This window comes from Acinetobacter sp. 1294243 (assembly GCF_000588015.1).
Lineage (GTDB): Bacteria > Pseudomonadota > Gammaproteobacteria > Pseudomonadales > Moraxellaceae > Acinetobacter > Acinetobacter pittii.
On the sequence record NZ_JFXG01000002.1, the window covers coordinates 408201 to 420927 of the forward strand.

The window sequence follows — 12727 nt, forward strand, 5'->3', positions numbered from 1 at the left end:
AAATGAGAATCAATTATAGTATGTTTAAAGGTAAAATGTAACCCTACTGTTACATCAGTACAGTTCATGTGCACATCAACTCATTAGAAAAAGGTCAATTTTTGCAAACAAGCAAATCTATAACATTATGAATTATATGAAATTTAATCTAATGTAAAAAATTTGCGAAATAAAAATTGATGAAAATAGCCATTTGATAAACCAGGATTCATTTATGTTGGAACAATTTTCCAAATCGCCCTCTCTCCTTTCGGTTACTGATTACGAAGAACATATCTGGATGTTGCAATTACAGCAGCCTGAACAAGTTAATCGACGTTTTAATCTGTGGAAAGTTAATCAAGGTTTAGACATTCAACTGCTGATTAAAGCAATTCAAGACATTATTAAAACTACGCCTGACTTAAATGTCCGCTATACATTTAGTGACGAAGGCGATTTATACAAATATCCATTTGATGACCATTCAGCTTGCCTAGAATTAAAAAAGAGCAATACAGAACAGGTATTTGAGCAGGTAGCTACCTTAAAAGCGCAATCATGGAATGCAGAATTTCATCCCCCTTTTTTTACAAGTCTCGTAGAAACTGAACAAGACTATTTTCTTATTTTAGCGCTCCACCCGATTCTTGATGAAAGCTATCAAAAGTCAGATTTCATTCAGGCTATACAAAATCGATATCAACAATATTCACCAAATAATATGCCATTGGTACTGACTGAAATTGATATCTCACATCATCTAGATACAAGTTTCGCAAAAGCGCCACAACAACCTAACCAAACCTATGTTTCAGAAATTATTTTAGAAGAGTTCCGAAATACACTCGCTGAACCAGAAATGAGCCAACATGATGACTTTTTTGATTTTGGCGGCCATTCACTCTTAGCAACACGAATTATTGGAAACCTACTCAATAAACATGGAATTGAGATTCAATTTAATGATTTCTTTAAATCCCCATCTGCTGCTGACTTAGCCCAATACGCTTTCGTTAAATCTGCAAAAACTGAAAAATCCACCTTACAAAGTGTCGATAAAGCCCCGCTTACTTTAGCTCAAGATTTCCTGTGGCAAGCTTATTCTGCGTTCGATTTTAGCCCAATTTATAACTTGCCATTTGCCGTAGAATTCCTTGAAGAAATTAATGAAGATATTTTCTTTCAAGCCTTTACAGATATTGTTGAGCGCCATGCAGGTTTACGCACAATTTTTAATACCGACAATGCTCAAACCTATCAACAGGTGGTTCCTACATCTGAACTTCATCAATTCAAATGGTTTTGGAACAGTGCCGAAAGTCACGATGCAACGCTTGCAAGTGAAGCTTCATATAAATTTGATTTAACACGCGAACTTCCATTAAGAATTCGTTTAATTCGAAATGCTCAAGGCCGCCAAACTCTATCGTTTTTAGTTCATCACATGGTGATTGATGAATGGTCTTTAAATACCATTATGGCTGACCTTGCGCATGCTTATCTTGCTCGTTCAAATGCTCAAGCACCAAACTGGAAGGTACCCGCCCAATCTATTCTTGATTTTTCTTTACTCCAGCAAAAACAAGGGATTAACCAAGACCATCTAAATTATTGGACTAACCTGCTAACAGGAGCAACCAAAGGTTTACATCTCCCTGTTTCGGAACATGAGTTAAATGCTGAAAAGGAAAAACCTCCAGTCCAATGGCTCGAACTTAAATTTGCACCGGAAATGCATGAAAAGCTTCTCGCATTTTCGAGACAACACAGCTCTTCTATTTTCGCGGTTCTCTATACTGCAATCGCCAATGCGTTACAGCAACAAGGTAATTTAAAAGATATTGTGATTGGTACTTCTGCATCTGGACGAACTGATCCTGAGTTTTTTGATACGGTGGGTTACTTTACGACCATGGTGGCGCATCGCACACAGTTTAGCCCTTCAGATTCATTCCAATCATTGCTCCACAATATCAGCACAATGATTAATACCTCGATGGCCTATGCAGATATTCCTATCAACCATATTCAAAATGCATTAGGAATGAGAGCCGATGAAGGACTGTTATTTGATGTGTTTATTCATATCCATTCAAATAACGCTTTAAACGGCGCGCTCAAAACACCTCAGGGACAAGATCTTCCTTATCGTCAGATCTTGCCAGAACGTGATGAATCGATGTTCGGATTACATTTTGAAATTATGGAAAATGTGATTGATGGACAACATCAGTTAAGCATGATCATTACGTATCAAGCCCACCGCTTCCCGACAGCAACAGTGCAAAGTATCTGTGAAAAAATTAAGGCAACCTTAGCTCAAATCTAGTTGCCCTAAAACCAATCATGTGCTTAAAAGCAAACATCTCAACTCCGCTTTTAAGCACATTTCAATTTTCTATTTTATTTGCTGCTCTACTTTATTCACCACATCCTGAATTGTTTTGCAGCTAATGAGTGTATAAAAATCAATTTCTGTATTGAGCTTTTGAGAGAGTTTCTGAGCAATACTCATGAGTTGTTTCGGACGAACTCCTATCGCTAATATTTCACTTCTATAAAAAATATCCATTCTTTCAGCTTGGCTGTCAGCGATGCATTCACGGAAAACCGATAAAACCGAGTCTCCTACCTCAGCGACTGATAACTGTGTTTTAGAGGAGTTTGTAGACAACATAGAAGATACGTAAATTTTCCCCTGAGCGATTTCTTGCACAGCTTTACGATCAATTTTTCCATTTCGGGTCAAAGGAATGGTTTCGAGGACCAAATATTTCGAAGGAATATGTGAACTCGGTAAATGCACTTTTAAAAAGTTCTTTAATTCAGGGCTATTTAAGCGAGTAGTTTTGTATTTATTTTCTAGGGTGTAAACGGCGACTAACTCTTGAGTTTCAGTCGTTGGGTGTACACAACTTACTATCACACAGTTATGAATATACGGATTCTTCGTTAAAGCATTTTCAACCTCGGCCGCAGAGATTCTCACACCTTTTATTTTTAAATAACCGTCCTCACGTCCAGCAAAAATAATATTTCCATCTTCCCTAAAATATCCTTGATCACTCATGCGAAAAGCAGTTTGAGTTTCATTTTCACTCACTTGAATTTCAACGAAATCTTTATAATAAATTTCCCCATCAAGTAAATAACCATTAGATAAATTCAGGCCGGACATATACATCGTACCGACCTCGCGCATTTGGCAAGGCTTCAGATTTTCATCCAAAATATAATAACGGTTATTTTCTAAAGCTTTTCCATACGGAATAATTTCCTGATCTTGCTCATTTATTTCATGCCATATACTCCAAATTGTGGTCTCGGTAGGTCCACCTAATGAAAATAAACGAGTGTTAGGCAATTGTTCTCTTATCTTCGAGACGAGTGAAGGTTTGATATAGTCGCCGCCTTGGGCAATTAAACGCAAAGACTGTAGTTGTTCTTTTTGAGCTACACTGAACAGCATATCGACAATGGCAGGCACACTGCTCCAAAGCGTAACCTTGTAACGATCTACTAAATTGGCCCAGACAACAGCATTTTTACTTTGCTCAAAAGATGGAACCACCAAAGTTGCACCCACTGCCATTGAAGCAAATACATCAAATACCGACATATCATGATGAAATGGTGTTACAGCCATAATCACATCGTCAGCAGTAATTTTCCATTCCGAGATCGTCTGTTGTAGCGTGTTTTCTGTGGCTTTATTATTTAAGACCACACACTTCGGAGTCCCTGTACTTCCCGAAGTATATAAATAATATGCCGGACGTCGGTTGATTTCGGCATTAAAGCTCGGTTTGTGCTCAGTTGTAGCCGATAAAATTTCATTAATATTTAGGTTTTGAACACCTGCAATGGATGAGTCACTCACCACAACATCTGCCCGACTATTCGTCAATAAATAGTTCAGTCTCGATGGCGGAGAATCCATATCTACAGGAAGCCAAATGATGCCAATAAGCGCACATGCCAAAGCGGTATAAATATGCTCAGGACTTTTTCTTAAGCAAATGGCTACCACAGACCCTGTCGCCAAATCTTGCTTTTTTAGCGCATACATGACTTTGGCGACCTGAGCCCCTACCTCAGCATAACTAATGCTACGGTCTTCAAAAATAAGTGCTGTTCGATGGGAATTTTGATCAAAAATATTTTCATAAATTCGCTTTAAGAAATTTTCTACGTTGTTATTTTTATCATTCATTTGCCCTAAATTTTGACTCAAATCTTTTAGCATTTATCTTGGTCCTCACCCTATTCTTTATGCAATACCACCCCACCTAATATTCAAAACAAAGTTATAAAAATGTCGTCTTTATCGCTGTTTGTTCGAATAATAGATATCCCAGCACAATAATACAAATGATAATCATTTACAATTAATATTGTGAGAAATATCAATTTTCCCCCTTTAAAAGCCATTTATGAAAAATGATAAATATCAAAACAATAAGATAATTTTTAACCTTAGGTCTAATCGTTTAGAGGTCTATATTTAGATCTAAAAACCACAATTAATAATGATTATTATTTACATCTAGAGCCAACTTGGTTATCGTAATGAATAGAGAGACTACATCTATATCAATTATTACGCTCTATAGTAATCATGAAGCTTGGGTTATATGTATGACAAAAATTGCAGAAAAATCGAAACAAGAATATGGCGACTTACTAAAAGAAAAAGACCATTTACAAGATATGGAACAGCTTGAGATGACTATCGTCTCGATCCATACGCCGTATCCGTCCATTGTCAGAATTCAAGGAAAAATCAACACATTACAGCCAGAGCTTTGGCAAGCTCCCAATTTAGCAATTCGGTTAATTGTGAGCAATCCGCCAGAGGGACAACCCATCTCACGCGTCTATACGGTCCGTTCATTCAATCCTGTAAATGCTCAAATCGAAATTGATTTTGTTAAACATGAAGATTTAAGCCCAGCAATGGAATGGCTTAATTCAGCTCGAGTGGGTACAAAAATCGGGCTTATTGGCCCCCGCCCTCATTTCATTCCCAATTTCATACATAAAAAACATGTGGTCATGTTTGCCGACGATACGGCTGTACCCGCGTTATATTCGATACTGAATGAATGGAAAAATGGCGTAAGTGCGGATATTTTCATTGAGAGTTTTGAAAAAGATATTGCTAGCCAATTACCCCGTCATGACCACGTCAAAATTCATTCGTTCCATAAAGAACATCACAGGCCACAAAAAGGTCTTCTTTTAAAAGCAGCATTTGCACTAAAAACTTATGACAATATTACGATTTGGGCGGCTTGCGAACGCAAAGAAGCCAGAGCTTTACGCCAGTTTTTTCTAGAAGACAAACAGTTTAATAAAAATGACGTGCGTATTGCTGGCTATTGGAGAGATGGCGTATCAAGTTCAGAACTAGACATACTCCGTGCTCAACATTATCAAAAACATATTCAGCAAGGTAAGACCTTGAATGAATATGATGACCTTGATTTAGCGAACTAAGATCAGTAATCATTTGAATAAAGCCTGCCTTGTGCAGGTTTTTTTATGAGTCAACATATATCTATAAATATAAAACTATACGACCATATCAATTATGCAACGACATGTTGCAGTTAACCTATTTTTTAGCCCCACATAGAACATTATTATATTTCTCAAGAGATAAATAAAAATTTGGGAGATTAGATCATGAATGCTTATCTACATCGTAGTGAAGATCGAGGTCATGTAAAAGCAGGCTGGTTAGAGTCTTATCATAGCTTTTCATTTGGTAGTTGGTATGACCCTAAATATATGGGTGTAAGCGCTCTACGTGTAATTAATGACGACCAGATTGATGCGCATAATGGTTTTGGTACGCACTCCCATGACAACATGGAAATCTTAACTTGTGTGCTAGATGGTGCAATTTCACACCGTGACACCATGGGAAATGAAGGCCAGATTAAAGCGGGTGAATGGCAACTCATGAGTGCCGGCACAGGTGTTGCTCACAGTGAAATCAACAACACTAATACGCCTGTACATTTACTACAAATCTGGATTATTCCTGATGAAAGAGACGCAGAGCCAAATTACCAGCAAATTAATCTTGACCCACGTAAAGATCCAAACAAATGGCATTTAATTGCAGGGCCTGATGCAAATGCACCAATGCATATTCGCCAAAATGCAGAAGTAAAATCTGCAGTATTGGAAAAAGGACATGAGTTAACTGTTGATACGGTTAAAAAAGTGAACTATGTGCACGTGATTTCAGGTGTAGTTCGCATTGGCGATCAAGAAGTTAAAGCAGGCGATGCTTTAGTTTTTGAAGATAAAGCGACAATTCACGCAATTGAAGACAGTCAATTTATCTGGTTCGATTTACCTTAAATCATCAAAAGCCCTTTGCATAAAAGGGCTTTTTTTAATCTCCCCCGCCACCACCGCCATCACATCCGCCTGAATCAGAAGATGATGATGAACAGTCATTTGAGTAACTAGAGCTATGATGATGACTCGGACTACTATCGTGAAAATGATGTGTTGAAGCAGATGAATGATCATGCTCACCAGATGGTGAATAATTTTTTAAATTTCTGAGTAGCGCGATTAAACAAATGAGTCCAATACTAGAAAAAATTACTATGAATATAATAATAAATAACTTCAAATAACGACCTCCTAGATCAAGCTATAGAGATGCTTGTTGCGTTCCCATTTATTATATGAGTCATGTTTAATAAACAAGTTGTTTTTTGATAAGTTGAAATATTAGCTATAAAAAATTTTAGAAAAAGACACTCTATATTGCTCGGCCTTCGCATCATAATTTTGAAAACCAGCATCAAAAACCCATCTTTCAATTTCAGATTTTTTGACTAAATTTTGCAAATGAAGCTGATGATGTCGGTCTAATTCCTCTTTGAGAGCTTGTAGCATTACTTCATTTAAACCAGAGGGAGGATTCAGACCTGTATCTAAAATACTAGGGGCAAATGCCACACTTTTCAGTTCCAGTTGATGCGTTGTCTTTACAACAGTTTTTATCGCGGTCTTGATTCTCTCTAACGTAAACTCTTCTGGAGCACCCATTCCTATCAGTAAAACTTTAGAGGCTTGTATGGTCGATGGCGTTTGATTTATTAAAAGAGCATCGTTCAATTTCGCACTGAACCAATTATTTTTCCGTATTTCATTTAACCTTCCATTTAGTGCTTCATCTAAATGTGCTAAACCGCCAGAAAAAGAACGGTTATTCATTTCATGTTCAAAAATACAAGCACAGGAAAGTTCAACCTCAGCCGAGGTGCAGTCCCAAGTCACCAGTTCAATATCTAGATTTTGATAATAGCCAATTTTTGTTTGCTTTAAATCTGTGCCCATATTTTTTCTCTTCTCGATTTACCATCCATATTTAAGTTCAACACCTAGATAATTTGAGTCTTTACCTCCAGCTCTCTTAATCGTGTCTCCGACTTCAAAGTGTACTCCTTCGGCAGCAACAGACAGATTAGAATTTATTTTTTGATCTGCTCTTAGTTGAATATATGCTCCCGTCCAGCTTGAACCTTGTCTTGCTGTGTTCGCCATGCTGTTATTGCCTTGGAAATAAACTGCATCATTGGTGGTTTCACGCCATTGAAAACCTAATGCGGTTAATAGGGTGAGTTTATCGGAAGGCTTAAGTGTAAGAGATGGTTTGATGTGAATGATATTGCTGTAGCCACTATAACCCGCCAAAGTAAAATATGAGCCGTTTGCAAAGAGCTGGTTAAAAGTATTGAGTTCATTATCGTTGGCGCTTTTATCGCCTGTGGCTATATCAAACTGGACGCCTAAACGTGGTGACCAAGCTTGTTCAGCAAACGTATATCCCGTAATGCTACTGAGTCCCCATGCCTGAATAGTTTGTCCACCAATCTTTCCACGCTGAAGCATACCTTCAACATCCCAATCAATATTATTCTTTTTACCCATATGGCGAGCATCATATAAGTCTCGAATCTCATTTCCCTTAACGCTTGTAAAAGATGCATTATCGCGTTCATAACGAGAGTAATAACCAGATAACTCACCGCCCCATACATTTTGTTTATCTACACGAAAGCCGCTAAAACTTAAATCGCTTTTCGAGTGGTCGTTAAAAGTTGAATCTTTTTCAATCTGAACAGGTCTAGTGAGATAGCCTAAAACTCTCCAATCGCCATATTCATAACCAGACCAAATGCCATCAAAAGCTTGTCTAACGTTTGGCCCTTCGCGATTCGAAATAAAGCGCTGCAAGTCAAAAGCCATCTCTTGACGCCCAACTCTAAACTTAAAAGTTCCATTATTTAAAGGACTCACCCACGCAATAAAGGCTTGTTCTACATCAAGTCTATTTTGATCGGTACTGCTAATATTCTTTTTATCAAATGCTCGCGCATCACTGAGCTGAGTAAATAATTGTAAATGATCACCTATACGTGCATCGGCATGAACTTGTAATCTTTGAATTAAATAGCGATCGGCTTGATTATTTCCGCTACCAAATCTCGCATTATTATTGACTTCAAAACGCTCGCGAATATTTGCCCCTAGTGATAAATAATTATTATCGCCAAAAGGTATATATTTAAAATCATCACCTATTTTCTTTGGCACACATGGATTTTTTAAAACATCCCAATTTTCCTGCCAGCGATTCGTTGAGATTTTTGGACGAGTTGGACATGCATTTGTATTTGAAGCTTCATTTTCCGCATGAGTAACTTCATAAAAAAATAAACTCCCCGTCAGCAATAAACTTATTTTAATTATTTTACGGTAAGTTTCTGAGCACTTAATTCGATATTTTCTATCTTTAGAAATATGCTGGGCCATCTAGTTTTCCACGGTAATCAATAGGTCATTACAAAGACTTAGTCGTTTACACCCACATTGCCCTTAAGCAATATGAGTGTTGTTTTATCAATCATTAAGACAATAAATTACTTTGTAGCGGCATGAATTTCAGCAATATAACCACCCGGGAACTGTACCATCGCGGCCTCGCGACCATCTGTTTTATAGGCATTCACCAAGACTGTCGCGCCAGATTTTGTCGCTTTATCTAAAGTCTCAGATAAGTTTTTGACTTCATAACCCGTCATATCATGCCCATATGGGTAAGGAAGATGACCATCGGTAACCAACACTGTCATTTTGCCGAAATCAGATTCCACGCGAATACGTCTATAGGTTTCATTTGGACGCCCAATTTCTACACCAGCCGCTTTAGGGGTGTCTGAAACCACTTTACCGTGTGAGAAATTGACGAATTTTTTAACAAAAGAATCCGCACTTTGTTTTGAAATATAAATACGATTTTCTGGCACAGTTTCTAGTTTGTTATAGCTCGGTTTAGTGGTGTGCCAATAAAGTTGCATATTCACGCCACCCGGCCATTGAATGACTGCATCACGCCCGATCGGATCTGGAAATGTCTCAACAATGACATCAGCGCCATTTGCTTTAGCAGACTGCACTGCCGCATCCATATCTTTGACTAAATAGCCTGTTCTTTCCAAGCCAAAAGGATGTGGGACTGGAGTTTTAAAACCGAATACAGACAATGTTCCTACTGGGGTCAATACAAGTTGGGAAATGGTCTGGCTTGGTGTTGGAGTGACCTGAAAAACGCCTTGTTTAGATTTAGTTCCCCCAAATGTAGCCACTAAGCTATCGGTAAATTTATCGAAGTCTTCGGGGTTAACATACACATGTGTTGTATCGTATTGAGGAGCTACGCCGGGTGTTTCACTTTTTACACTCGTTGTTGTCTTGGCTAAAACCTGAGGAACAATGGCAACATTGGCGCCCACTAGCATTGTGCTTAAAAGCAAAGCTGGTAATGATTTACGCATAAAAGACTCCTATTAGAATTAGATGCTGTAGCTTATTGTTTGTTTGGTTGTTGATTAGAAAGAATAGTGACCATCACCAGAGCAGCGATAAGACCAAGGTGTTCGAAAAAACTATTAAACGTACTAAAAAATGCAGGACCTGTATGATTCCAAGAGTCGTTGGCAACTAGCATCGCTATTGCGGTTAAGCAGCCTAAAGCCCCTGCTCCTAACCAGACAAAACGATTAAAAATAACCAAGAGCGAACCCACAATTTCAATCACAATCGCTGCGGCTGCCCAGAGCCAAGCCGGTTGCAAACCAAAACTTGCTTGCTCCTCAATAGCCGCATGAAAACCGATGAACTTATTAATTCCACCAACCAAATAGGCTGAAACTAATGCAATTCGAAGAAGTGGAAGCAATCCATGAATTGATAAAATCTTTTTAACCCATACTGGATTATTATTAATCAAGCCGCTCATTTCTTTACCTCATTGATATTCTTTATTTCTAATCATTTATAAAAACCCACCCCAGTATTAATAAAACGATGTATTTAATATAAAACCAGTCTCTTAAAAATAATTTTTTAAAACCAGATAAAATTTTTTAATTTTAAAATACTACTTATATATTTTTATAAACCACCGAGTAAATCCAAATAAAAGACAATATATATAAAATCAAAAATAAACGTAAACTACTAGATACCTATTTAAATACAAACTGTATCCTCAAAAGATACAATGATTGATAAGTAAAAGATCATAATATAGTTTAGCGACACGCCAAGTTAGCCTTTCAAAATTTAATGGATAAACTAGACTGTATTTATACTTTCATTTGTGTCGTAGAGAATGGAAATTTTAGTAATGCCTCTAGAAATTTAGGTATTACTCGAGATCAAGTCTCTAAAAGAATTTTTTATCTAGAAAGTTTATTCAGTACATCATTGTTTACGCGTAACACCCGAAAGATGGACCTCACCCGCTCAGGAGAGAAGTTTTATCAGCGTTGTAAAGTTATTGTTAAAGAGTTAGATTTGGCTGCCAATGACTTCATCTATGACCAAAAGTACCCAGAGGGTATATTAAAAGTTAGTGCTCCACATGCTTTTATTCAAACTTGCTTTTCAGATATTATTTCTAATTTCTTAATTCAATATCCTAATATCGAGATTGATTTATTATTTTCTGAAAAAACATCGGAAATAAATGAATATAAATTCGACATTATTTTAAAAATTGAAGAAGAAGTCAGAGAAGAAAATATTTTTATTCTAAATAGCTATAAAAGAAACTTTTATGCAACAGCTGCCTTTTTAAACAAATATGGAAAACCTAAAAGTATAGAAGAATTAAGAAAACACAACATATTTTTATATTCAAGAGCAGATTTAGAAAATAAAACCATTAATTCGACCCCTCAACTAATCTGCAACAATATAGAAATACTTTTAGATCTATGTAAGAAAAACAAGGGGATTTTATATATTCCAGATTTTTTGGCTAAAAAATATGAAGATGAGGGAGTGATTATTAATTGCTCTCAAGACATTTTTTCTACAAAACTTCATTTTTATGCAACCACGCCCTATGGATCAAAAATTCCAAAAAAGGTTCAGCTTTTTTTAAATACGTTGAAACAACATTTTCAATCTATTACTGAAGCTTTATAGTTTAGGACTTTTCGATCTCATAGAGCTATTGGTTTTCATTAGCCACAACCCAGCCCCGCCAAAAAACAATCCAGCACTTTTTCCCGCTCGATTGCCGTACCCGAGCTTAAAAGCTGAATAATTGCGCCTTCATTCATATATAAAAATAATTTAGCATGCTGAAAAGTTGCATCGTTTTTTGGGGTTCTAAGCTGGCTACAGATTTCATTAATTAGTCATGTTCTATATCTCAGTACGGTTTCATGGACTTGTGAATATATAATTGTCTAATTCAATTATTAAAGATCACCTTCTCTCACAGAAGATGGATGTCGGTTTAAAGCGATCACTTCAATTTTCATGTAAGGATAAAGTGGTAATCCTTGTAATAAGTTATGCAGCTCTTCATTGCTTTCGACATCAAAAATACTAATGTTTGCGTACTGCCCTGTTATTCTCCATAAATGGCGACATTTACCTTGTCTTTGAATTTCTTGAGAATAAGCACGTTCTCTTGCTTTAATATCTTCAATTTCCTGCTCAGTTAAATGGCTAGGTAAAATCACATCTTTTCGTACGTAAAATAGCATTAGTTCTTTCCTTTTAAATAACACGTTCAATAATCAAAGCGATGCCTTGACCTACACCAATACACATTGAACACAAAGCGTAGCGACCACCTATTTGTTCAAGCTGGTTTAAGGCTGTAGTGACTAGGCGTGCACCTGATGCACCAAGTGGATGACCCAATGCAATGGCACCACCATTTGGATTCACCTTGTCAGAATCATCTGGTAAACCTAAATCACGGGTCACTGCCAAAGCTTGCGCAGCAAAGGCTTCATTGAGCTCAATTACATCCATCTGCTCTAAAGTCAGGTTGGCTTGTTTAAGTAATTTTTTAATTGCAGGCGCTGGAGCAAAACCCATAATACGTGGTTCTACACCCACCGCTGTTGAAGCAATAATCTTGGCACGTGGTTTGAGGTTATAAGCTTGAACTGCCTCATCAGAAGCAATCAGCAGAGCCGCAGCACCATCGTTAATACCTGAAGCATTCCCCGCAGTCACAGAACCATCTGCTTTAACAACTGGTTTAAGTTTGCTTAAAGCTTCAAGGGTGGTTGATGCACATGGATGTTCATCGGTATCAATCACAACAGCATCGCCCTTACGCTGAGGGATTTCAACTGCCACGATTTCTTTAGAAAAAAAGCCTTTGGCTTGCGCGCTTGCG

The 12727-nt window shown here is 37.3% G+C and carries 12 protein-coding genes and 1 pseudogene; 4 read left to right on the forward strand and 9 right to left on the reverse strand.

Annotation, left to right across the window (positions count from 1 at the left end):
- Positions 1–280: 280 nt before the first annotated feature.
- Complete coding sequence (gene basB, locus J655_RS09555) at positions 281–2311, forward strand: acinetobactin non-ribosomal peptide synthetase subunit BasB (protein WP_081403781.1); 2031 nt, start codon at positions 281–283, stop codon at positions 2309–2311.
- A 69-nt stretch (positions 2312–2380) separates the two neighbouring features.
- Here the strand turns inward: basB and J655_RS09560 are convergent, their stop codons facing one another.
- The gene (locus J655_RS09560; protein WP_032052301.1) at positions 2381–4228 is read right to left on the reverse strand and encodes an AMP-binding protein; all 1848 of its coding nucleotides are present in this window, start codon (positions 4226–4228) and stop codon (positions 2381–2383) included.
- A gap of 392 nt (positions 4229–4620) precedes the next feature.
- Here J655_RS09560 and J655_RS09565 point away from each other — a divergent pair, with 392 nt between their 5' ends.
- Positions 4621–5481, forward strand: a complete 861-nt coding sequence (locus tag J655_RS09565) for a siderophore-interacting protein (protein WP_032005217.1) — start codon at positions 4621–4623, stop codon at positions 5479–5481.
- Between the two features lie 189 nt (positions 5482–5670).
- A complete protein-coding gene (locus J655_RS09570; protein WP_032052302.1) occupies positions 5671–6357 on the forward strand; it encodes a pirin family protein in 687 nt (228 codons plus the stop codon).
- Between the two features lie 34 nt (positions 6358–6391).
- Here the strand turns inward: J655_RS09570 and J655_RS25735 are convergent, their stop codons facing one another.
- The 5 genes from J655_RS25735 to J655_RS09590 form a co-directional block, all read right to left on the reverse strand.
- Entirely contained in the window at positions 6392–6637 is a 246-nt protein-coding gene (locus J655_RS25735; RefSeq protein WP_080973501.1) for a hypothetical protein, read from the reverse strand.
- A gap of 101 nt (positions 6638–6738) precedes the next feature.
- Positions 6739–7350 carry a M17 family peptidase N-terminal domain-containing protein gene (locus J655_RS09575; RefSeq protein ID WP_032005211.1) on the reverse strand — a complete coding sequence of 204 codons (612 nt, stop codon included), beginning with the start codon at positions 7348–7350 and terminating at the stop codon, positions 6739–6741.
- 18 nt (positions 7351–7368) lie between these two features.
- Positions 7369–8829, reverse strand: coding sequence for an alginate export family protein (locus J655_RS09580; protein WP_032005209.1), 1461 nt, complete (start codon positions 8827–8829; stop codon positions 7369–7371).
- Positions 8830–8936: 107 nt separating this feature from the next.
- Positions 8937–9851 carry a hypothetical protein gene (locus J655_RS09585; RefSeq protein ID WP_032005207.1) on the reverse strand — a complete coding sequence of 305 codons (915 nt, stop codon included), beginning with the start codon at positions 9849–9851 and terminating at the stop codon, positions 8937–8939.
- Positions 9852–9883: 32 nt separating this feature from the next.
- Positions 9884–10315, reverse strand: coding sequence for a DoxX family protein (locus tag J655_RS09590; RefSeq protein ID WP_032005205.1), 432 nt, complete (start codon positions 10313–10315; stop codon positions 9884–9886).
- A 329-nt stretch (positions 10316–10644) separates the two neighbouring features.
- Between J655_RS09590 and J655_RS09595 the strand changes: the two genes are divergently transcribed.
- On the forward strand, positions 10645–11511 hold the full coding sequence (locus J655_RS09595) for a LysR family transcriptional regulator (protein ID WP_032052303.1): 867 nt from the start codon (positions 10645–10647) through the stop codon (positions 11509–11511).
- A 38-nt stretch (positions 11512–11549) separates the two neighbouring features.
- Here the strand turns inward: J655_RS09595 and J655_RS24450 are convergent.
- From J655_RS24450 to J655_RS09605, 3 genes and pseudogenes are all read right to left on the reverse strand, one after another.
- A pseudogene (locus J655_RS24450) lies at positions 11550–11750 on the reverse strand (TetR family transcriptional regulator); the annotation flags it as partial.
- A 39-nt stretch (positions 11751–11789) separates the two neighbouring features.
- Positions 11790–12080 carry a muconolactone Delta-isomerase gene (catC, locus tag J655_RS09600; protein ID WP_017402686.1) on the reverse strand — a complete coding sequence of 97 codons (291 nt, stop codon included), beginning with the start codon at positions 12078–12080 and terminating at the stop codon, positions 11790–11792.
- A 13-nt stretch (positions 12081–12093) separates the two neighbouring features.
- Positions 12094–12727 (reverse strand): acetyl-CoA C-acyltransferase (locus J655_RS09605; RefSeq protein WP_032052304.1); only part of this gene is annotated, 634 nt, incomplete at its 5' end.